19 protein-coding genes are annotated in these 22,089 nt (G+C 72.9%); 15 read left to right on the top strand and 4 right to left on the bottom strand.

All coding sequences use genetic code 11. The features are described from left to right. Positions 1-13: 13 nt before the first annotated feature. From argH to IE251_RS23065, 4 genes are all read left to right on the top strand, one after another. Positions 14-1,447, top strand: a complete 1,434-nt coding sequence (argH, locus tag IE251_RS23080; protein WP_189754916.1) for an argininosuccinate lyase — start codon at positions 14-16, stop codon at positions 1,445-1,447. A gap of 82 nt (positions 1,448-1,529) precedes the next feature. Continuing rightward, positions 1,530-2,501 (top strand): aldo/keto reductase, encoded by a 972-nt coding sequence (locus tag IE251_RS23075; protein ID WP_189754915.1) that lies wholly within the window; start codon positions 1,530-1,532, stop codon positions 2,499-2,501. Positions 2,502-2,584: 83 nt separating this feature from the next. Continuing rightward, the gene (locus tag IE251_RS23070; RefSeq protein ID WP_189754914.1) at positions 2,585-3,136 is read left to right on the top strand and encodes a TetR/AcrR family transcriptional regulator; all 552 of its coding nucleotides are present in this window, start codon (positions 2,585-2,587) and stop codon (positions 3,134-3,136) included. Next, a complete protein-coding gene (locus IE251_RS23065; protein ID WP_189754913.1) occupies positions 3,133-4,656 on the top strand; it encodes an MFS transporter in 1,524 nt (507 codons plus the stop codon). The genes IE251_RS23070 and IE251_RS23065 overlap by 4 nt, the downstream gene beginning before the upstream one ends. A gap of 34 nt (positions 4,657-4,690) precedes the next feature. Here the strand turns inward: IE251_RS23065 and IE251_RS23060 are convergent, their stop codons facing one another. Both IE251_RS23060 and IE251_RS23055 read right to left on the bottom strand, forming a co-directional pair. Beyond that, positions 4,691-6,301 (bottom strand): multicopper oxidase family protein, encoded by a 1,611-nt coding sequence (locus tag IE251_RS23060; protein ID WP_189754912.1) that lies wholly within the window; start codon positions 6,299-6,301, stop codon positions 4,691-4,693. Positions 6,302-6,423: 122 nt separating this feature from the next. Next, positions 6,424-7,095 (bottom strand): lysophospholipid acyltransferase family protein, encoded by a 672-nt coding sequence (locus IE251_RS23055; protein ID WP_030781125.1) that lies wholly within the window; start codon positions 7,093-7,095, stop codon positions 6,424-6,426. A 346-nt stretch (positions 7,096-7,441) separates the two neighbouring features. Between IE251_RS23055 and IE251_RS23050 the strand changes: the two genes are divergently transcribed. The 3 genes from IE251_RS23050 to IE251_RS23040 all read left to right on the top strand — a co-directional run bounded on the left by IE251_RS23050 (position 7,442) and on the right by IE251_RS23040 (position 9,759). Continuing rightward, complete coding sequence (locus tag IE251_RS23050) at positions 7,442-8,617, top strand: glycerophosphodiester phosphodiesterase (protein ID WP_189754911.1); 1,176 nt, start codon at positions 7,442-7,444, stop codon at positions 8,615-8,617. Between the two features lie 92 nt (positions 8,618-8,709). Beyond that, entirely contained in the window at positions 8,710-9,216 is a 507-nt protein-coding gene (locus IE251_RS23045; protein WP_189754910.1) for an RNA polymerase sigma factor, read from the top strand. Between the two features lie 45 nt (positions 9,217-9,261). Next, entirely contained in the window at positions 9,262-9,759 is a 498-nt protein-coding gene (locus IE251_RS23040; protein WP_189755096.1) for a GNAT family N-acetyltransferase, read from the top strand. 72 nt (positions 9,760-9,831) lie between these two features. Here the strand turns inward: IE251_RS23040 and IE251_RS23035 are convergent, their stop codons facing one another. Together IE251_RS23035 and IE251_RS23030 are read right to left on the bottom strand one after the other, a co-directional pair. Further along, entirely contained in the window at positions 9,832-10,251 is a 420-nt protein-coding gene (locus IE251_RS23035) for a hypothetical protein (protein WP_189754909.1), read from the bottom strand. Position 10,252: 1 nt separating this feature from the next. Continuing rightward, a complete protein-coding gene (locus tag IE251_RS23030) occupies positions 10,253-10,612 on the bottom strand; it encodes a hypothetical protein (protein ID WP_189754908.1) in 360 nt (119 codons plus the stop codon). Between the two features lie 69 nt (positions 10,613-10,681). Between IE251_RS23030 and IE251_RS23025 the strand changes: the two genes are divergently transcribed. From IE251_RS23025 to cobT, 8 genes are all read left to right on the top strand, one after another. Then, entirely contained in the window at positions 10,682-11,332 is a 651-nt protein-coding gene (locus IE251_RS23025; protein ID WP_189754907.1) for an HAD family hydrolase, read from the top strand. Between the two features lie 287 nt (positions 11,333-11,619). Then, positions 11,620-12,711, top strand: a complete 1,092-nt coding sequence (locus IE251_RS23020) for a methionine ABC transporter ATP-binding protein (RefSeq protein WP_234471108.1) — start codon at positions 11,620-11,622, stop codon at positions 12,709-12,711. Further along, positions 12,708-13,445, top strand: coding sequence for a methionine ABC transporter permease (locus IE251_RS23015; RefSeq protein ID WP_189754905.1), 738 nt, complete (start codon positions 12,708-12,710; stop codon positions 13,443-13,445). Before IE251_RS23020 ends, IE251_RS23015 begins: the two co-directional genes overlap by 4 nt. Positions 13,446-13,561: 116 nt before the next feature. Next, entirely contained in the window at positions 13,562-14,392 is an 831-nt protein-coding gene (locus IE251_RS23010; RefSeq protein WP_189754904.1) for a MetQ/NlpA family ABC transporter substrate-binding protein, read from the top strand. Between the two features lie 22 nt (positions 14,393-14,414). Then, positions 14,415-15,242 (top strand): MetQ/NlpA family ABC transporter substrate-binding protein, encoded by an 828-nt coding sequence (locus tag IE251_RS23005; protein ID WP_189754903.1) that lies wholly within the window; start codon positions 14,415-14,417, stop codon positions 15,240-15,242. A gap of 161 nt (positions 15,243-15,403) precedes the next feature. Further along, positions 15,404-16,042, top strand: coding sequence for a GNAT family N-acetyltransferase (locus tag IE251_RS23000; protein ID WP_189754902.1), 639 nt, complete (start codon positions 15,404-15,406; stop codon positions 16,040-16,042). Between the two features lie 92 nt (positions 16,043-16,134). Further along, a complete protein-coding gene (cbiE, locus tag IE251_RS22995; protein ID WP_189754901.1) occupies positions 16,135-17,346 on the top strand; it encodes a precorrin-6y C5,15-methyltransferase (decarboxylating) subunit CbiE in 1,212 nt (403 codons plus the stop codon). 343 nt (positions 17,347-17,689) lie between these two features. Further along, the gene (gene cobT, locus IE251_RS22990; protein WP_189754900.1) at positions 17,690-22,063 is read left to right on the top strand and encodes a nicotinate-nucleotide--dimethylbenzimidazole phosphoribosyltransferase; all 4,374 of its coding nucleotides are present in this window, start codon (positions 17,690-17,692) and stop codon (positions 22,061-22,063) included. Positions 22,064-22,089 lie beyond the last annotated feature (26 nt).

The following is a 22,089-nucleotide window of genomic DNA, read 5'->3' as shown; positions in this document are numbered from 1 at the left end:
AGGAGCAACCCAAGTGAGCAGCAACAGCGGTGACGTACGGCTCTGGGGCGGCCGTTTCGCCGACGGACCCGCCGAGGCCCTGGCGAAGCTGTCCGCGTCCGTCCACTTCGACTGGCGGCTCGCGCCCTACGACATCGCCGGCTCGCGCGCCCACGCGCGCGTGCTGCACCAGGCGGGGCTGCTCACCGAGGACGAGCTGACCCGGATGCTGGCCGGCCTCGACCGGCTCGAAGCGGACGTCGCGTCGGGCGCCTTCGTCGGCACCATCGCCGACGAGGACGTGCACACCGCCCTCGAGCGCGGCCTGCTGGAGCGGCTCGGCCCGGACCTCGGCGGCAAGCTGCGCGCCGGCCGGTCCCGCAACGACCAGGTCGCCACCCTCTTCCGGATGTACCTGCGCGACCACGCCCGGATCATCGGCGGCCTGATCGCCGACCTCCAGGACGCCCTGATCTCCCTCGCCGAGGCCCACCCGGACGTGGCGATGCCCGGCCGCACCCACCTCCAGCACGCCCAGCCGGTGCTCTTCGCCCACCACGTCCTCGCCCACGTCCAGTCCCTGTCCCGGGACGCCGAGCGGCTGCGCCAGTGGGACGAGCGGACGGCCGTCTCGCCCTACGGCTCCGGCGCCCTCGCCGGCTCCTCCCTGGGCCTGGACCCGGAGGCGGTCGCCCGGGACCTCGGCTTCGAGCACGGCAGCGCCGGCAACTCCATCGACGGCACCGCCTCCCGGGACTTCGTCGCGGAGTTCGCCTTCATCACCGCGATGATCGGCGTGAACCTCTCCCGGATCGCCGAGGAGATCATCATCTGGAACACGAAGGAGTTCTCCTTCGTGACCCTGCACGACGCCTTCTCCACGGGCTCGTCGATCATGCCGCAGAAGAAGAACCCGGACATCGCCGAGCTGGCCCGCGGCAAGTCCGGCCGCCTGATCGGCAACCTGACCGGCCTGCTGGCGACCCTCAAGGCCCTGCCCCTCGCCTACAACCGCGACCTCCAGGAGGACAAGGAGCCGGTCTTCGACTCCTGCGACCAGCTGGAGGTGCTGCTCCCCGCCTTCACCGGCATGATCGCCACGCTCACCGTCCACCGCGAGCGCATGGAGGAGCTGGCCCCGGCCGGCTTCTCGCTGGCCACCGACATCGCCGAGTGGCTGGTCCGGCAGGGCGTGCCGTTCCGGGTGGCGCACGAGGTCGCGGGGGAGTGCGTCAAGGCCGCCGAGGCCGAGGGTAAGGAACTGGACGACCTCACGGACGAGCAGTTCGCGAAGATCTCCCCCCACCTCACCCCCGAGGTCCGCACGGTCCTCAACGTCCCCGGCGCCCTCGCCTCCCGCAGCGCCCGCGGCGGTACGGCCCCGAGCGCGGTGGCGGTCCAGCTGGCGGAGGTCAAGGCGGACGTGGCACGTCAGCACGAGTGGGCGGACGCGAAGAAGAAGGGCTGAGGGCGGCGCCCCTCCAAGGGCGAAGGTCATCCAGGGTTACGTTGGTCGAAGTCGTACCGGACCCGACCGAACGGACCCCGCGATGCCCTTCGCCCGCCTGGCGACAGCGACCACCCCCACCTGCCACATCGGCCTCGGCCTCGCCGCGGTGGGCCGCCCCGGCTACATCAACCTGGGCCGGGACAGGGACCTCGGCGAGGACCGCGGCGTGGAGGCGCTGCGCACCCGCACCCACGCCCTCCTCGACGCCGCCTACGCCCAGGGCGTCCGCTACTTCGACGCCGCCCGCTCCTACGGCCGCTCCGAGGAGTTCCTCGCGGACTGGCTGGACGCCCACCCCGGCATCGACGACGTGGTCATCGGCAGCAAATGGGGCTACACCTACACCGCCGGCTGGTCGGCGGACGCCGAGACGCACGAGGTCAAGGACCACAGCACCGCCGCCTACGACCGGCAGCGCGCCGAGACCGACGCCCTGCTCGGCGACCGGCTCGACCTCTACCAGATCCACTCGGTGACCCCGGACAGCCCGGCCCTGACCGACAGGAACCTGCACGCCAGGCTCGCGGAGGCCGCCGCCCAGGGCCTCACCGTCGGCTTCTCCACCAGCGGCCCCGCCCAGGCCGACACCATCCGCGCGGCCCTCGCCGTCACGGTCGGCGGGCAGCCCCTCTTCCGTACCGTCCAGTCGACGTACAACCTCCTGGAGACCTCGGCCGGTCCCGCCCTCGCCGAGGCGCACGAGGCCGGGCTCACCGTGATCGTCAAGGAGGGCATGGCGAACGGCCGGCTGGCCGGACCGCACGCCCCGGACGCCCTCAAGGCCGTGGCCGCCGCCACCGGGCTCGGCTGTGACGCGGTCGCCCTCGGCTGGATCCTGCGCCGGCCGTGGGCGGGCGTGGTCCTCTCCGGCGCCGCGACCGTCCCCCAGCTGCTGTCCAATCTGCACGCCCCGGCCGTCGACCTGGACCCGGACCGGCTGGCCCGGCTCGCCTCGCTGCGGGAGGAGCCGGGCGCCTACTGGGAGCGGCGCCGGCAGCTGCCCTGGCACTGACGCAGAGCCCACGCGAGCCGGGGAAATGAGTCACGCGCGCCCAGAATGAGACGTCAATGTCTCATCTGGGCTACTCTTGTCTCATGGCCATCGACCGTGACCACGTGCTGCGCAGCGCAGCCGCCCTGCTGACCCGTAGATCCACCGCGACCATGGACGAGGTCGCCAAGGCCGCCGGGATCAGCCGGGCCACGCTGCACCGCCACTTCGCCGGCCGCGACGCGCTCGTCAGGGCGCTGGAACAGCTCGGCATCGCCGAGTGCGAGGGCGCGCTGGACCGCGCCCGGCCGGAAGAAGGTCCCGCGGCCGAGGCCGTGCGCCGGCTGGTCCGCGAGATCCAGCCGGCCGCCGGACTGCTGTCGTTCCTCTACGGCGAGAACCAGCTGTGGGAGGGCGACGGGCTCAACGAGGGCTGGCAGCGCCTGGACGCCCGGATCGGCGCCCTGTTCCAGCGCGGTCAGCGCGCCGGCGAGTTCCGTATCGATCTCAGCCCGGTCTGGCTCACCGAGGCGCTGTACGGGCTCATCGCCTCGTGCGCCTGGGCCACCCTGGACGGCCGGGTGGCCTCCCGGGACTTCCCGACCATGATCGCCGAGCTGCTGCTCGGCGGCGCTCTGCGAAGAGAGGAACCATGACCAGCACCCTGCGGCCGGACCGGACGACCGAGGCGGTGAAGCGCCCGGGCCGCTGGCTGGCGCTGTCCGTCCTCGTCCTGGCCGTGCTGCTGGTGGCCGTCGACGCCACCGTCCTCGGCCTGGCGACCCCCTACATCAGCGAAGACCTCCACCCCTCCGGCACCCAGCTGCTGTGGATCGGCGACGTCTACTCCTTCGTCATCGCCGGTCTGCTCGTCTCCATGGGCAGCCTCGGCGACCGTATCGGCCGCAAGCGGATCCTGCTCGTCGGCGCCACCGCGTTCGGCGCGCTGTCCGTGCTCAACGCCTACGCCACCACGCCCGAGCTGCTGATCCTGGCCCGGGCGCTGCTCGGCGTCGCGGGCGCGACCCTGATGCCCGCCACCCTGGCCCTGATCCGCAACATCTTCCACGACCCGCGCGAACGCAGCCTGGCCGTCGGCATCTGGGGCGCCACCGCCTCCGCCGGCATGGCCGTCGGCCCGATCGCCGGCGGATTCCTCCTCGAGCACTTCTGGTGGGGCTCGGTCTTCCTGATCAACCTGCCGGTGATGGCCGTCCTGGTGCTGGTCGGCGTCCGCACCCTGCCCGAGTCCCGCAACCCGCACCCGGGCCCGTGGGACCTGATCAGCGTGCTGCTGTCGCTGGCCGGCATGATCGGCCTCGTCTACGCGGTCAAGGAGGCAGCGGCGCACGGCTTCTCCATGCCGGCCCTCGGCGCCGGCCTGCTGGGCGCGGCGGCGCTGTACGGCTTCGTCCGCCGCCAGCTGACCATGCCGGTGCCGCTGCTGGACATGCGGCTGTTCCGGCGGCGCGGCTTCAGCGGCGCGGTCCTCGCCGACCTGCTGACCGTCCTCGGCATGTCCGGCCTGGTGTTCTTCCTCTCCCAGTTCCTGCAACTCGTCCAGGACCGCCCCCCGTTCGAGGCGGGCCTGGCCGAACTGCCCGCCGCGGTGGGCGCGGTGGCGGCCGGTCTGGTCGCGGGCCGCGCGGCCCGGCGCTTCTCGGTCCGCGCGGTGGTCGCGGGCGGCCTGGCCGCGGTCGGGGTCGCCCTGGCGGCGCTGACCACGCTCGGCCAGAGCGCCGGCTATCCCGTCCTCGGCGCCGCCCTGCTGGTGGTCGGCGTCGGCGCGGGCCTCTCCTTCACGGTGACCGCCGACGTCATCCTCTCCAGCGTCCCGAAGGACCAGGCGGGCGCGGCCTCGGCGGTCTCCGAGACGGCGTACGAACTGGGCGCCGCCCTCGGCATCGCCCTGCTGGGCTCCATCGTGACCGGCGTCTACCGCGACTTCACGGGACCGACCGGCACCCCGGCCGGAGCCCACGAGTCGCTGGGCGCGGCGGTGCAGGACGCCGCGCACCTGCCCCCGCACCAGGCCGAGGCGCTGCTCGACGCGGCCCGTGAGGCCTTCGTGCACGGCCTCCACCTGGCCTCGGCGGCGGGTGCGGCGGTCCTGCTGACGGCCTCGGCGGTGGCGTGGTTCCTGCTGCGGGGCCAGAAGCTGGACGGCGCGGCGTGAGCCGACCGGGCCGGGGGAGCCGGCCGCGCCGCCCTCACTTCTTGTAGCCGAGGACCGTCATCATCCCGCTCTCCGAGTGGTACTGGTTGTGGCAGTGCAGCATCCACAGCCCCGGGTTGTCGGCGTCGAAGTCGAGCACCAGCTTGCGGTGCGGCAGCACCAGCGCGGTGTCCTTGCGGGCGCCCGCGGAGTCCAGCCCGGTCACCGCGAAGGTGTGCCCGTGCAGATGCATCGGGTGCCACATGTCGGTGGCGTTGATGAGGGTGAGCCGCACCCGCTCACCGGCGCGGACCGCGTGGCGCTGCTGCGGGGTGTAGGTCTTGTGGTCGAACCCCCAGTCGAACTTCGCCATCGTCCCGGTGATGCGGATGCGCACCTCGCGGTCGGGCTCCCGGTCGTCCAGGGCCACGGACTCGTGGGGCAGCAGACGGCGGGCGGGGACGGTGTTGCCGTCGAGTTCGCGCGGGCGGACGTCGCCGGAGGGCGGGGACTTGCGCGTCTTGCCGGTGTGCAGGACGGCGAGGGCCCTGCCCTTCTTGCCCTCGGGCAGCGCGACCAGCGGGAACATGCCGTCCCGGGCGGTGATCAGCACGTCGTACCGCTCCGCCATGCCGACGAGGAGCGCGTCGGTCTCCTTGTGCCGCACCGGGTAGCCGTCGGTGTGGGTGACGGTCATCCTGTGGTCGCCCAGCGCCACCCGGAAGGCGGTCTCGGAACCGGCGTTGATGATGCGCAGCCGCACCCGTTCCCCGGGGCGGCAGCGGAACACCGACGGCGCGTCGGGCAGCCGGCCGTTGATGAGGTAGTGCGGGTAGGCGACGCTGCCGCCCTCCCCGTTGAGCATGCGGCTGTGGGACTTGTGCAGCACCCGGTTGGGGCCGGTGGACTTCTTGGACGGCGCCGGGTGGTGCTCCTTCGTCGGGTGGCCGGGGCCCATGGCCATGCCCCCCATGTCCATGGCGCCGCCGGGCTTGAGCTGTTCCAGGACGTTCTCGGGGGTGGAGCCCTCCACGCCGTCGAGCCAGTCGTCCAGGACCACGACCCACTCCTTGTCGTAGGAGAGGGGTTCCTTGGGATCCTCCACGACGAGCGGCGCGTACAGGGCCCGGTCGGGCTGCATCCCGACGTGGGAGTGCAGCAGATACGTTCCCGGGTGCGCGACGGTGAAGCGGTAGCGGAAGTCGGTGTCCGGGTGGATGGCGCGCTGGGTCAGGTCCGGGACACCGTCCATGTCGCAGCGCAGCCGCACCCCGTGGGAGTGCAGGGTGGTGGTCTCGGGCAGCCGGTTGGCCAGGGTCAGGTCGAGCACGTCACCGGCGGTGACCCGCAGCAGCGGGCCCGGCACCTCCTCGTTGTACGCCCACGTCCGCACGGAGTGCCCGCCCAGGTCCAGCTCGGCCTGCGCGGCGGTGAACCGGAAGACGCGCTCGCGGCCGGCCCCGCGTCTGCGTTCGGCGGCCAGCACCTCGGGATCCGAGGGATTGACGAAGCCTCGGGGCCCGGCCGGGACGAACCTCTCCCCGCCGCCGGGGTGTTCCGGCCCGGAGCCGGACTCCGGGCCGGAACCGGTGCAGGCTGCCAGGAATCCAGCGCCGGCGGCGGCGAGGGGGGTGCGGAGCAGGATACGCCGAGAAGGTGTGAACATGTCTAAATAAGACATGTTGGGTGGTCAGGTGGCCCGGTAATGCGGCCGAATGCCCTATGTGTCGGGGGCAGATTCCACCGGCAGGCGGAGGGCGAGCGGCGGCACGCGCTCGCCCCGGGGTCTCAGGCGGCCTTCGCCTTGGTGGCGTACATGTCCACGTACTCCTGCCCGGACAGCCGCATCACCTCGGTCATCACCGAGTCCGTCACCGCCCGCAGGACGTAGCGGTCCCGGTCCATGCCGTCGTAGCGCGAGAACTCCATGGCCTCGCCGAACCGCACGGTGACCCGGCCCGGCCGCGGGAAGCCCTTGCCGCCCGGCTGGAGCTTGTCGGTGCCGATCATGGCGAACGGCACCACGGGCGCGCCGGTCATCAGGGTCAGCCGGGCGATACCGGTGCGGCCGCGGTACAGCCGGCCGTCGGGCGAGCGGGTGCCCTCCGGGTAGATCCCGAAGATCCGGCCCTCCTCCAGGACGCGGCGGCCGGTCATCAGCGCCGCCACACCGCCGTTCGCCCCGTCCCGGTCCACCGGGATCATGCCGACGCCGGTGAAGAACCAGGCCATCAGCCGTCCCTTGACGCCCTTTCCGGTGACGTACTCGTCCTTGCCGATGAAGTGCACCTGCCGCTTGGTGACCAGCGGCAGCACGATCGAGTCGATGAAGGTGAGGTGATTACCGGCCAGAATCACCGGGCCGTCCCCCGGAATGTGCTCCGCGCCCTCCACCTGGGGGCGGAACATCAGGCGCATGATCGGTCCGAGCACTGCCTTGATGAGCGCGAAGCGGGACAACGGGTCCTCCGATGTCAAGGGGGCGATATGAGTCTGTGCAGGTGAGGACATTACTCGCGGGGCACGCCCGCGCGCACATCGGAGGCGTCCGCTTCGCCGAGGTCTTACGAACTATTGACATGCGTTCACCTGGGGTGGCGCGCCCAGGACGACGGGTAACAGCCTTGTGCGCATGTGACGGACATCGCGCCGGCCGGGGTCCCGCCCCCGCCGACACCCCGTCACCCTCCGCCGCCCGCCGGACACCCGACGGCACCCCGGTGTTCGAACAAGGGCCTCCCTTCGGTCATGTGTACGCCCCTACGATCGGCGCGCACCGGCAGAACCGAACGGCAGGAGGGCGCTCATGGGCGGCGACCAGGACAACGGGCACACGCAGGCGACGGGACGGCGGGCGCTGCTCGGCGCCGCGGTGCTCGGCGCGGGCGGAGCGGTCCTCGGACTGCCCGGCGCCGCCCGGGCCGACGGCACCCGCCCGGCCGGGCGCGCGGGGCGCGGGCTGAAGAGCCTGCCGGTGCCCACGGTCATCGGCCACCGGGGAGCCAGCGGCTACCGGCCCGAGCACACCTTCGGCTCCTACGACCTGGCGCTGGACCTGGGCGCCGACGTGGTCGAGGCCGGCGACCTGGTGCCGACCAAGGACGGCCACCTGGTCTGCCGGCACGAGCCGGAGATCGGCGGCACCACGGACGTCGCCGCCCACCCCGAGTTCGCCGGCCGCAGGACCACCAAGGTGCTCGACGGCGTCCCCACGACCGGCTGGTTCACCGAGGACTTCACCCTCGCCGAACTGAAGACGCTGCGCGCCGTCGAGCGCGTCCCGGCCAACCGGCCGCACAACACCCTCTACGACGGCCGCTGGGAGATCCCCACCTTCGAAGAGGTCCTGAAGTGGCAGGACGAACAGACCCGCAGGCGCGGCCGGCAGGTCTGGATCTACCCGGAGACCAAGCACCCCACCTACTTCCGCGAGCTCGGCCTCGGCCTGGAGGAGCGGGTGGCCAAGCTGCTGCGCAAGTACGGCAAGGACGGCCGACACTCCCCGGTCATCCTCCAGTCCTTCGAACCGACCAGCATCCAGCGGCTGAACCGCCTGGTCGACAACCCCCTGGTCGTCCTGCTCTCCTCGGCGAACAGCCGGCCCTACGACTTCGTGGCGGCCGACGACCCGCGCACGGTCGCCGACCTCGTCACCCCCAAGGGCCTGCGGGAGATCGCCGGCTACGCGCAGGGCATCGGACCCACCGTGGACCTGGTCATCCCGAAGAAGGCGGACGGCACCCTGGCCGAGCCCACCACGCTGGTCTCCGACGCGCACCGGGTGGGCCTGGTCGTGCACCCCTACACCCTGCGCAACGAGAACCCCTTCCTGCCCGCCGAGTACCGCAAGGGCGGCGCCCCCGACGGCTACGGCGATGTCCTCGGCGCCTTCGAGAAGTACTTCGCGACCGGCATCGACGGCGTCTTCACCGACAACCCCGACACCGGACTGCTCGCCCGCGCCGACTTCCTGGCCGGCTGACGCCGTCAACCACCGCACCGGCCGTCCCCCCGTTCGGGGTGAGTGTGCGCCGCCCCGGCAACCCGCCGCCGGGGCGGCTCGTCGTTCCGCATATGACCCACGACCTGGTAGCCGCCCTGCGCCCGCTGCTGACCGCCGAGGCATCCGCCGAGGCATATGCCTCCGGAAGCGAGCCGGGCGATCTGGAGCAGGCCGTCTGGCTCCGGCTGCTGGAGCGGCTGCGCACCGACGGGCCGCCGCCGGACCCGCCCGGCTGGCTGCGCGAGGCCGTCCGCGCCGAGGCCCGCCGCTCCCGGCACGCCACCTGGCGGGAGGGGCCGTACGACGGCGAACCCCCCGACGTCCTCTGCCCCGGGCCCGAACAGCACGCCCTGGCCGCCGCCCGCCACCGCGCCCTGCGCCAGGCGGTCCGCCGGCTGCCCGGACGCTGCCCGCGCCTGATGGAGGCGCTGCTCTCGCCGAAGGACCTCACCTACCGGGAAATCGCGGGCGAGTTGGGTATCTCACAGGGCAGTCTGGGACCGGAACGTTCCAGATGTCTTGGTTGTCTGCGGAGATTGCTCACACCGGAGGTTGCGGCGTGCGAAGCGCGGGGATAGGAGTGGGGGACGACAGGTGATCAGGTGAGCGGGAGGCGTGCGCACATGGGCATGAGCGTGACCATCTCGGCGGCGACCGAGCAGGACGCGGAGCAGATCTTCAGGCTCCAGTACCTCTGCTTCCAGAGCGAGGCCGCGCTGTACGGCAACTACCGCATCGACCCGCTCGTGCAGACCCTGGACTCCGTCCGCCAGGAGGTCGCCGGCGACTGCGTCTTCGTCGCCCGGCTCGGCGAGGAGGTCGTCGGCTCGGTGCGCGGCAAGGTGACCGAGGACGGCGCGGCGGCCATCGCCAAGCTCTGCGTCCACCCCCGCCTCCAGGGCCACGGCATCGGCGCCCGGCTGCTGCGTGCGGCCGAGGACGCACTGGCCGAGCGGCACGGCGCCACCCGCTTCCGCCTCCACACCGGCCACCGCAGCGAGGGCAACCTCCGCCTGTACCGCAAGGTGGGCTACCAGACGGTGGGCCGGGCCAAGGGCGACGACGGCGTGGAAATGATCATCCTGGAAAAGGAAGCGGGCGCCTTCGTCGCCACGGCGTGACGAAAAGCGCCCCCGAAGGGGCGCGGGGAACTGCGCGACAAGCCACGGACGACCCGCACCCGCGCGGCCGGCTCAGGCGCCCCTCCGCTCCCGCGCCCTCCGCAGCCAGTACATCGCGGACAGGGGCAGCAGCACGGGGATGAACACGTACCCCATCCCGTACTCGGACCACACGGTCGCGTCCGGGAACGCCGACGGCTCCACCAGCGTCCAGGTGCCGACGATCAGCACCCCCGCCAGCTCGGCGGCGCAGCACACCAGCGCCGCCCTGCGCGCCCTGTCCCCGCCCCGCACCAGCGTGTACGTGATGAACGCGTACACCACACCCGCCACGGCCGACAGCGTGTACGCCAGCGGCGCCCGGTCGAACTCCGTGGAGATCTGGTACACGGAACGCGACAGCGCGCCGACCACCATCACGCCGTAGAACCAGACCAGCAGCATGCCCGGCCCGCTGATCAGCCGGGCCGGCTTGTCCTGAACCGCCGTCACCTCAGCCTCCCCAGATGTCGTAGAGCCGTACTTCCAGGACGGCCAGCACCACCCCGGCCGCGGCGACCGTCACCGAGCCCCAGCGGGTCCGCTCGGCCAGCGACATGAACCCGGCGGCCGGCACGCACGCGAACGAGCCCAGCAGATACGCCACGAAGATCGTCGTGCCCTGTTCCGGCTTCCCGCCCCGCGCCAGCTGCGTGATCCCGGCCCCCAGCTGCACGAGGGCCAGCACCGACACCACGGCCATGCCGATGAAGTGCCAGTCCTTCGTCGGCTGGTCGCGGTAGGCGGCCCAGCCGCACCAGGCGGCGAGCAGGAGCGCGGCGACCCCGGTCACCAGCATCAGGGCGTTGAGCATGCCGTGACCTTATTACGGCCGAAACGTGCCCGGGCCGCCGCCCCCGCCGAACGCCGTAGGGTCAAGGCCATGACGATCCACGCCCACGCCCTCCTGTTCGACAACGACGGCACCCTCGTCTCCTCCCTCGACTCCGTCGAGCGCTGCTGGTCCCTCTGGGCCCGGGAGTACGGGATCACCGCCGAGGAGTTCGGCCGCGTGGAACTGCACGGACGCCCGGCCGCCGAGATCGTCGCCGACCTGCTGCCCGCGCACCTGGTCCCGGAGGCGGTCGCCCGGGTCGAGCAGCTGGAGGTCGAGGACGTGCCGAACGGGGGTGTGCGCCTGCTGCCCGGCACCCGGGACTTCCTGGCCGCCCTGCCGTCGGACCGCTGGGCCGTGGTCACCTCCGCCACCCGCCGTCTCGCCGAGGCCCGCCTGGGCGCCGTCGGTATCACCCCGAAGGCCCTGGTCTCGGCCGACGAGGTCACCCGCGGCAAGCCCGACCCCGAGCCCTATCTGCTGGCCGCCCGGCAGCTCGGCGTGGACCCCGCCCACTGCGTCGTCTTCGAGGACGCCCCCGCCGGACTGCGGGCCGGCCGCGCGGCCGGTATGACCACCGTGGCGTTGGCCACAACCCACCGGGCCGCCGAACTGGACGCCGACCTGGTGGTCGACGACCTGTCGGCCTTGTCCGCACTGGTCACCGACCGGGGTGTGGCGATATCCCGCCACGGCTGAGGTCCCGTCCCACCCTGTCCGCCGCTGTCCACCATCCGGACAGCGACGACCGTCCGGGACCGCCCGTCTGGTTTACTGAGCGCATGACCACGACGAGCTGCCGCACCCTTGCGACCGAGGCGACCATGACGCCCGGTGCTCGTTGTATGTGTCGCCTGATGTGTCGAATGTGCGCCTTCTAGAGGGCCCCCGCATCAGCTGAGCCTCGCGCCCCGAAGCGAGACCCGTGGCATGTCCGTGCGCCGTAGGCCGTACGAGACGCACCCCCCGCTCCATGCCGCAACCGCATGCACCCGTGCCCGGGCACACCCACGCCCGCGCACTCGACAGTGACGGAAACCCACGTGATCACCACCTCGGGCCTGACCAAGGTCTACCGCACCCGCGGCCGTGAGGTCACCGCCCTCGACGGCGTCGATCTGCACGTCCGCGAAGGCGAGGTCTACGGCGTCATCGGCCAGTCCGGCGCCGGCAAGTCCTCCCTCATCCGCTGCGTCAACCTGCTGGAGCGCCCCACCTCCGGCACCGTGACCGTCGCCGGGCAGGACCTCACCGCCCTCGCCGGGCGCGGCCCCCGGGCCGGCCGGGAACTGCGCCGCGCCCGCAGCCGGATAGGCATGGTCTTCCAGCACTTCAACCTGCTGTCCTCGCGGACCGTCCAGGACAACGTCGAGCTGCCGCTGGAGATCCTCGGCAAGTCCGGCAAGGAGCGCTCCCGCAAGGCCCTGGAACTGCTGGACCTCGTCGGCCTCGCCGACAAGGCCAAGGCATACCCCGCCCAGCTCTCCGGCGGCCAGAAGCAGCGCGTCGGCATCGCCCGCGCCCTGGCGGGCGACCCCAAGGTGCTGCTCTCCGACGAGGCCACCAGCGCCCTGGACCCGGAGACCACCCGCTCCATCCTCCAGCTGCTGCGCGACCTGAACCGGCAGCTGGGCCTGACCGTCCTGCTCATCACCCACGAGATGGACGTCGTGAAGTCGATCTGCGACTCCGCCGCCCTCATGGAGCGGGGCCGGATCGTGGAGTCCGGCACCGTCAGCGAACTGCTCGCCACCCCGGGCTCCACGCTGGCCGCCGCGCTGTTCCCGGTGGGCGGCGAGGCCACCGGCGCCGACCGGACCGTCCTCGACGTCACCTTCCACGGCGAGAGCGCCACCCAGCCGGTCGTCTCCCAGCTCGCCCGCACCTACAACATCGACATCTCGATCCTCGGCGCCGCCATCGACACCGTCGCCGGCCTCCAGGTCGGCCGGATGCGCATCGAACTGCCCGGCCGCTACGAGGACAACGTGGTCCCGATCGGGTTCCTGCGCGAACAGGGCCTGCAGATCGACGTCGTGGGCCAGGACGCCCCGCTGGTGAAGGAAGGTGCCAAGTGACCTGGTCGGAGATGCAGCCGCTGCTGTCGGACGCGTGTAGCCAGACCTTCACCATGGTGCTCTGGTCCACCGTGATCGCCGTCGTCGCCGGCCTGCCGCTCGGCATCCTCCTGGTCCTCACCGACCGGGGCGGCCTGCTGCAGAACGTCCTCGCCAACAAGGTGATCGGCCAGATCGTGAACATCGGCCGCTCCATGCCGTTCATCATCCTGATGGTCGCGCTGATGACCTTCACCCGCTGGGTCACCGGCACCACCATCGGCACCACCGCGGCCATCGTGCCGCTCGCCATCGGCGGCATCCCCTTCTTCGCCCGCCTGGTCGAGACGGCCGTGCGCGAAGTCGACCAGGGACTCGTCGAGGCCGTGCAGTCCATGGGCGGCAACACCTGGACGATCGTCCGCAAGGTCCTCGTCCCCGAGGCCCTGCCGTCGCTGATCGCCTCCACGACCACCACGATCATCGCCCTCATCGGCTACTCCGCCATGGCCGGCACGGTCGGCGGCGGCGGCCTCGGCGACCTCGCCGTCCGCTACGGCTACCAGCGCTTCGAGACCGAACTGATGTGGATCACGGTGGCGATCCTCGCCGTCGTCATCTCCCTCATCCAGTTCGCCGGCGACTTCGCCGCCCGCTCCCTGCACCGCCGCGGCGCCCGCTCCGGTCCGGCCCCCAAGCTCCGCCTGCTGAAGGCCGAGGAGCCCGCGGCGGCCGAGATCAGCAAGGTCGCCTGACGCTCGGACCAGCACGGTCGCGTGACGCGCTGGACCAGCGAGGTCGCGCAAGGCACCCCAGGCTCCCCGGTCGCTCGTACCCGGGGTCGCACCACCCTTAAGGAAAGGCACTTTTCGTGCGTAACACCGCCAAGCTCACCACCGCCGTCCTCGCCGCCTCGGCCCTCACCCTCGGGCTGACCGCCTGCGGCTCCGACAAGGACTCCGGCTCCCTCGACTCCAGCGGCCCGCTGGTCGTCGCCGCGAGCCCCACCCCGCACGCCGAGATCCTCAACTTCGTCAAGGACAAGCTGGCGAAGAAGGCGGGCCTCGACCTCGAGGTCAAGGAGTTCACCGACTACATCACGCCGAACACGGCGACCGAGGACGGCTCGGTGGGCGCCAACTACTTCCAGAACCAGCCGTACCTCGACGACTTCAACAACAAGCGCGGCACCCACATCGTGCCCGTCGTCACGGTGCACCTGGAACCGCTCGGCCTGTACTCCCACAAGGTCAAGAAGGCCGACGCCCTCAAGAGCGGTGCGACCGTCGCCGTCCCGAACGACGCCGTCAACGAGGCCCGCGCCCTGAAGCTGCTCGCCGCCAACGGGCTGATCACCCTCAAGGACGGCGTCGGCAACGAGGCCACCCCGCGGGACATCACCAAGAACCCCAAGGACCTCAAGTTCAAGGAGGTCGAGGCGGCCCAGACCCCGCGCTCCCTGGACGACGTCGACGCGGCCGTGGTCAACGGCAACTACGCCATCTCCGCCGGCCTGAAGCCCGCCAAGGACGCCCTCGTCCTGGAGTCCCCGAAGGACAACCCCTACGGCAACTTCCTCGCCGTGAAGAAGGGCAACGAGAAGGACCCGCGGGTGACCAAGCTCGCCAAGCTCCTCACCTCGCCCGAGGTCAAGAAGTTCATCGAGGACAAGTACCAGGGCTCCGTCATCCCGTCGTTCTGAGCCGCCGAGGGGGACTGACGCCATGCGCACGTCCGTCGCCGCCGTGGTGACCCTGGCCCTCGGCCTCGGCCTCACCGCCTGCGGCTCCGGCACGGACTCCGGCAAGGGCGGTGGCAAGGACGACACCCTCGTCGTCGGCGCCACCGCCGTCCCGGCCGGCGAGGTGCTCACCTACATCAGGGACCACCTCGCCGCCAAGGCCGGCCTGAAGCTGGAGATCAAGGAGTTCACCGACTACGTCCTGCCCAACACCGCCCTCCAGGAGGGCGAGCTGGACGCCAACCTCTACCAGAACCAGCCCTACCTGGACGACTTCAACAAGTCCAAGGGCACCGACCTGGTCCCGGTCGTCAAGCCCTACCTGCCGCCCATGGGCGTCTACTCGCACCGGGTGAAGGACATCACCGGGCTCGCCGACGGCGCCACCGTCGCCGTACCCAACGACATCACCAACGAGGGCCGCGCGCTGAAGCTGCTCGCCGCCGGCGGTGTCATCAAGCTCAAGGCGGGCGCCGGCACCGACGCCTCCCCACGGGACGTCACCGACAACCCCCGGCACCTGAAGTTCAGGGAGCTGGAGGCCGCCCAGCTGCCCCGCTCGCTGGACGACGTGGACGCCGCGGTCGTCAACAACAACTACGCCCAGGACGCGGGCCTGAGCCCCACCAAGGACGCGATCCTGCTGGAGTCGGCGAAGAACAACCCCTACGCCAACCTCCTCGCCGTCAAACGCGGCCACGAGGACGACCCGCGGGTGAAGAAGCTCGCCGGCCTGCTCGTCTCACCCGAGGTCCGCGCGTTCATCAAGGACAAGTACCACGGGTCCGTCCTGCCCGCGACCGGCGGCTGACGGCACGCACACCGGATACGGCGACGCACGGGGTCCCCTCCTTCGCGAGGAGCGGACCCCGTCGTGCGCTTCGGTGGTTTCATGCTGCATGCTGGGCAGTTCAGCGGACCTGACGGCCCTGACGGTCTTCCGAGGAACTTCCGAAGGTTACGGAGCGGCGCATGACGAGCACCTTCCCCAACATCTCCATCAGCACGGAGCGGTTGGTGCTGCGTCCCCTCGACGAGGACGACGTGCCCGCCCTGGCCGAGATGATGAACGACGAACAGGTCGTCGCCTGGACCAGCGTCCCCCACCCCTACACCGAGGCCGACGCCCGCCACTGGATCACCCGGCTCGCCCCCGGCGAGCGCACCGAGGGCCGCGGCATCGTCCTCGCCGTCACCGAGTTCCTCACCCAGCGGCTCGTCGGCCTCGTCCACCTGAAGAACACGGACTGGCGGGTGCGCTCCAGCGAACTGGCCTACGTCATCGCGCCCTGGGCACGCGGCGAGGGCTACGCCTCCGAATCCGCCCTAGCCATCGCCCAGTGGCTCTTCCACGACCAGGAGTTCGAGCGGCTGGAACTGCGCACCGCCGCCGGCAACACCGCCTCCCAGCAGGTGGCCCAGAAGATCGGCTGTATCAGCGAGGGCGTGCTGCGCAACGCCTGGATAGCCCGCGCCCGGACCGAGGACGGCACCTGGGCCCGGGTACGCACCGACGTCATCGTCTGGAGCCTGCTGCCCGAGGACCTCGCCGGGGTCGGTGAGCAGCTGGCCGACGCGAGTGGTTTCACCTCGTACTCGGACTGGAACTGAGTCCTTCCGCACTTCACCAGGTACGCTCACGGAGCCCGCGCACCGGGCTCCCTCCCCGAAGACCCGAGCAGAACCACTGGAGACTGACGACGATGGCCGACCGGGTCACGGTGATCGGCTGGGACGGCTCGCCGCTGACCGCCGCGGCACGGGGTGCCCTCGGCGCCGCCACCCTCGTGGCCGGAGCCGCCCACCACCTGGCGCTGCCCGAGGTGCCGCCCACCGCCGAACGCATCCGCCTCGGCAGCCTCCCGCTGGCCGCCCGCCGCATCGCCGCCCACCGCGGCACCGCCGTCGTCCTCGCCGACGGCGACCCCGGCTTCTTCGGCGTCGTACGCACCCTGCGGGCGCCCGAGTACGGCCTGGAGGTCGAGGTCGTCCCCGCCGTCTCCTCCGTCGCCACCGCCTTCGCCCGGGCCGGCATGCCCTGGGACGACGCCCAGGTGGTCGTCGCCCACCCGCGCACCCTGCGCCGCGCCGTGAACGTCTGCCGCGCCCACGCCAAGGTCGCCGTCCTCACCGCGCCGGGCGCCGGCCCCGCCGAACTCGGGCTCCTGCTGGAAGGCGTGCACCGCACCTTCGTCATCTGCGAGGAACTGGGCACCGAACGCGAACAGGTCAGCGTCGTCACCTCCGACAAGGCCGCCGACCACACCTGGCGCGACCCCAACGTCGTCATCGTCATCGGCGGCCCCGCCGGCGCCGGGGAGGGCGGCGGCTGGATCGCCGGCCGCGACCCGGGCACGGGCCCGCGGGGCTGGGTACAGCCCGACGAGACGTACGGCCACGGGCTCGGCGAAGGGGAGACGGAGCTGCTGCGCGCCGCCCAACTCGCCCGCCTCGGACCCCGGACCGGTGACCTCGTGTGGGACATCGGCTGCGGCAGCGGCGCGTTCGCCACCGAGGCCGCCCGGGCCGGCGCGGCCGTCATCGCCGTCGACCACGACCTGGCCGCCTGCACCCGCACCGAGGGGGCCGCCCGCCGCTTCGGGGTCCAGCTCCAAGTGGTCTACGGCAGCGCCCCGCACGTCCTGGAGAACCTGCCCGAACCGGACGTCGTACGGGTCGGCGGCGGGGGACCGGCCGTCGTCTCCGCGGTCGCCGACCGGCGCCCGCGGCGCATCGTCACCCACGCCGCCACCCGGGACGCCGCCGAACGCGTCGGCCGCGACCTGACCGAGCACGGCTACCGCGTCCAGTGCGCCCTGATCCAGTCCGTCGAACTCGACACCAGGGCCTGGACCGAGACCGAGCGGAACGTCGCGTTCCTGCTCAGCGGGGTTCTGCCCGACCGCGCCCCGTGATCCGGTTGTCGTACCGCGCGCGGTAGGCTGGCCGATCGTTGTACCGCACCGGTGACCCGGACTTCGTTCGCCAATGTCCGGATCGCACGCCCGTCTTGGGCGGGTGCGGTACTGCGGAACCGGAGGACGCGCAACGTGGCGCAGTCCACAGCGGCCTGTCGCGGATCATGCTGTCGCGACGGCGGAACGGCCGGGACAATGCCACTGAATGGCTTTGTCGCCTTTTCCGGCGGGTCGTTCGTGCCGCTGGGCACGGACGCTCGTTCTTCACTGCGGGGCGGTCGGTGCGCCGTTCCGGGTGAGCTGGTCGTAGGGAGCACTAACCGATGGGCGAGGGGTACGCATGACCGACACCGGCCAGGTCCCGGGCGAGGGGCAGCCGGAGAGCGCAGGCATGGTGGAACAGCCGGGCGTCCCCGCGCACGGCGCGTACACCTACCTCTCCGAGGCACCCGCCGAGGACGAAGACCTGCTGCTGCCGGGTGCCCAGGGCGCGTGGGGCAACGAGGTGCCGCCACCCGCTCCGGAACCGGTGGTGGAGGCCGTCCACGAGCCGGGCCCGCACGAGACGGCCGGCCGTGACACCGGCTCGGTCGACCTCGGCGGCGTCCGCCTGCCCCACCCCGGTCCCGCGTCGGTGCCGCCGTCGCCCATCCTCTCGGCGCCGCACGACCCGGCGTCCGCGCCGCAGCCGCCGCGCCGTCCGCTGCACCTCGGCCCGCCGATCCCCGACACCTCCGCGAGCCCGGTCCGCTCCCTCGCCGACCGCGGCCCCGCCGGAGCACCGGCACGACAGCCCGGCCCGCCGGCCGCCGGCCCCGAGTACCTCGACGCCCAGCCCCAGCCGGTCCCCCAGAACGCGGCACCGTGGGGGGCGGCGCCTGAGAGCGAGCTCCCGGCGCAGGCCGGGGCGCAGGTCCAGGCACCGGCCGAGAGACAGGTCGAGACGCGGGTTCAGGCCCAGCCTGGGGTTCAGCCCGAGGCTGAGGCTCAGGTTCCGGTCGAGGGCCAGGCCCAGGTTCCCGCCGAGGGGCAGGCTCAGCTTCCGGCCGACGGGCAGGTCGCGGTTCCGGCCGAGGCCCAGGCTCCGGCTTCGGCTCCGGCTTCGGCCGAGGGGCAGGCTCCGGCTCCCGTACAGGCGCAGGCTCCGGTTGACGCCCAGACCCAGGCCCAGGCCCAGGCCCAGGCCCAGGCCCCGGCTTCGGCCGAGGGGCAGGCCGCTGTTGAGGCTCAGGCGCCGGTCGAGGGGCAGGCCGTGGTTCAGGCCCAGGCTCCGGCCGAGGCCACCGCTCAGGCTCCGGTCGGCGAGCAGGCACCGGCTGCGGAAACGGTTGTTCCGGCCGAGGCCGTCGAGCCCGCCGCCCCCGCCGCTCCTGCCCCCGCCGAGTCGGCCGACGCCGCCCAGGCCACGATGGCCCGCCTCGCGACCCAGGCGGCGGCCCAAGGCGCGTCCGGCGACACCGGTCACTTCCCTGTCGTGCACGGTCATGACGCGGACCAGCCGGCGCCCGGGCATGACGGGGCGTACACCGCACCGGCGGAGGCGCCGGCCGCCGACGCCGAGGCGCCGGCCGAGGGCGTCGCGGCTGCCGTGGACACGGCGGAGCCGGGTGTTCCGGCCCAGGTGGCACCGCAGCAGACCGTCACGGACCCGGCGGCATCGGCGGAGGAGGCCGCGCGGCTCGCGCAAGCCGCCGAGGCCGCCGCCACGGACGCCGAGGACGCAGCCGCCGCCGAGACCGCTGCCGTGACCCCTGAAGCGGCCACGACTGCCGAGGTCGGCGGTGCTTCCGAGGCCGAGGCCGGCGAGACCACGGCCGCCGAGCCGACCGTGACGGATCCCGGTGCCCCTGAGTCCGTCGTGGCCGAGGCCGCCGTGGCCGAACCTGCCGTAGCCGACCCCGCCCTGACCGAGGCGGTCCAGCCGGGCACGGACGCGGAGCCGGTCGAGGCCGCGCACCCTGCCGAGGACCCGCAGTCCACCCAGGCCGAGCAGCCCGCCCAAGCCGAGCGGCCGGACGTGGCCGTGCCGGTCGCCGACGCACCGCAGGCCCCCGCCGCGCCGCAGGTCGCCGACCCCGCGCAGCCCCAGCCCGCCGTCGACGCCCCGGAGCCGGTCGCGCCCGCCGCCCCGGTCGCCGATCAGGACGTGACTCAGGACCCGGCCCAGGCCACCGGCCAGGTTTCCGCCGAGGTCCCGGCCACCGTCCAGGAGGTGGCGCCGGCCGCCGGGCCGGCCGTCGGTCAGGACCCGGCCCAGGCCACCGGCCAGGCACCCGCCGAAGTCCCGGCCGCCGCCCAGGAGACGGCCCAGGCCCCCGAGCCGGCCGCTTTCGAAGCCCCGGCCGAAGGCACCGCTCCGGTAGCGGACCCCGCCGCCCCGACGGCCGAGCCCACCGCTGCGGGCACCGACCCCGCTGCCCCGGTAGCCGAGCCGGCCGCCCCGACCACCCCGCAGGCCCCCGCCGAGCCCACCCCCGCTCCGGCCCAGCCGGACCAGGGTGTCCCGGACGTCGTACCGGCCGCCCAGCCCGCCGTAGCCCAGTCCCCGGAGGCCCCGGAGGCCCCCGAGGCCCCGCAGCCCCAGGTACCGGCGCCCGTGCCGGACGCCGCCGTGCCGGATGCCGCCGTACCGGACGCCGCCGCGCCGGACCCCGGGCAGCCGCTCGGGCAGTTCGTGCCGGTGCAGGGGCAGGTGCCCACCACTCCGCACCTGGCGCCCACCCCGCCGCAGCCCGTGGTGCCGACCGCGGCCGGCCCGCAGGTTCCCCAGGACCCGCAGGAGCAGCCGGAGCCGCAGCCGGAGCCGGTGGTCTCGGTGCCCGCGCCCCGCGAGGGCGAGCCGGCCCAGGTGCCGGCCGGGGCGGACGCGCAGCCCGCCCCCGATGCCGTACAGCACACCGAACAGCCGGAGGACCTGGACACCAGGGCCGCCGACCAGGAAGAGAGCACGGCCGCGGTGGCGGAAGCACGACAGTCCACCGGCCCGGCCGCGCCCGCCTACGCCGACGCCGAGCGCGAGGCCGTCCTGAAGGTGATGCGCGAACGCCGCGACATCCGCAACGGCTTCCGCAGCGACCCCATCCCGCACGAGGTGCTGCTCCGGGTCCTGGAGGCCGCGCACACCGCGCCCTCCGTGGGCCACTCGCAGCCCTGGGACTTCGTCGTCATCAGATCCGCCGAGACCCGGCAGACGATGCACGAACTGGCGATGCGACAGCGCGAGGCGTACGCCAAGTCGCTGCCGAAGGGCCGGGCCAAGCAGTTCAAGGAACTGAAGATCGAGGCCATCCTCGACACCCCGGTCAACATCGTCGTCACCGCCGACCCCACCCGCGGCGGCCGGCACACCCTCGGCCGTCACACCCAGCCGCAGATGGCGCCCTACTCCTCGGCGCTCGCGGTGGAGAACCTCTGGCTCGCCGCCCGCGCCGAAGGCCTCGGCGTCGGCTGGGTCAGCTTCTTCGACGAGCGGGAGATGGTCCGCGCGCTCGGCCTGCCCGAGCACCTGGAGGTCGTCGCCTACCTGTGTGTCGGGTACGTCGACGAGTTCCCGGACGAGCCCGAGCTGATGCAGGCCGGCTGGTCCAAGCGACGCCCCCTGTCCTGGGTGGTGCACGAGGAGACATACGGCCGCCGCGCCCTGCCCGGAGAGGAACCCCACGACCTGCTCGCCGAGACCGTCGCACAGATCCGCCCGCTCGACGCCAAGGCGCTCGGCGAGGCGTGGGAGCGCCAGAAGCGCATGACCAAGCCGGCCGGCGCGCTCGGCATGCTGGAGATCATCTCCGCACAGCTGTGCGGGCTGTCCCGGCAGTGCCCGCCGCCGATCCCGGAGCCCGCCGCCGTCGCGATCTTCGCCGGCGACCACGGCGTGCACGCCCAGGGCGTCACCCCCTGGCCGCAGGAGGTGACCGCCCAGATGGTGGCCAACTTCCTCGGCGGGGGAGCCGTCTGCAACGCCTTCGCCGCCCAGGTCGGCGCCGAGGTGTGCGTCGTGGACGTGGGTGTCGCCGCCGACCTGCCCGCCACGCCGGGCCTGCTGCCGCGCAAGATCCGCGGGGGTACGTCCGACATGACCGCCGGTCCGGCGATGACCCGCGAGGAGGCCAAGGCGGCCATCGAGGTGGGCATCGAGACCGCCCGCGACCTGGTGGCGGCCGGCAACAAGGCGCTGCTCACCGGTGAGATGGGCATCGCCAACACCACCGCGTCCGCCGCGCTGATCTCCGTCTTCACCGGTGCCGACCCGGCCGAGGTGACCGGGCGCGGCACGGGCATCAACGACGAGACGCTGGTCCGCAAGACCGAGGTCGTCCGCCGCGCGCTGGAACTCCACCAGCCGGACCCGGCCGACCCGATCGGCGTCCTCGCGGCCGTCGGCGGCTTCGAGCACGCGGCCATGGTCGGCCTGCTGCTCGGCGGCGCGTCCCTGCGGACCCCGGTGATCCTGGACGGCGTCAGCGCCGGCGCGGCGGCCCTCGTCGCCCGCGCGATCGCCCCCGAGGTCCTCGCGGCCTGCATCGCCGGCCACCGCAGCGCCGAGCCGGGCCACGTCGCGGCGCTGAACAAGCTGGGCCTGCGCCCGCTGGTCGACCTCGACCTCCGCCTCGGCGAGGGCACGGGCGCCCTGCTGGCGCTCCCGCTGGTCCAGAGCACGGCCAGGGCCATGCACGAGGTGGCCACGTTCGATGCGGCGGGCGTCACCGAGAAGTAGGGGACAGGCGCCCGGCACGCGTGACG

The organism is Streptomyces eurythermus (assembly GCF_014649115.1).
GTDB classification, from domain to species: domain Bacteria; phylum Actinomycetota; class Actinomycetes; order Streptomycetales; family Streptomycetaceae; genus Streptomyces; species Streptomyces eurythermus.
Note: the sequence above shows the minus strand (reverse complement) of the source record. Positions and strands in the feature narration are given on the sequence as shown.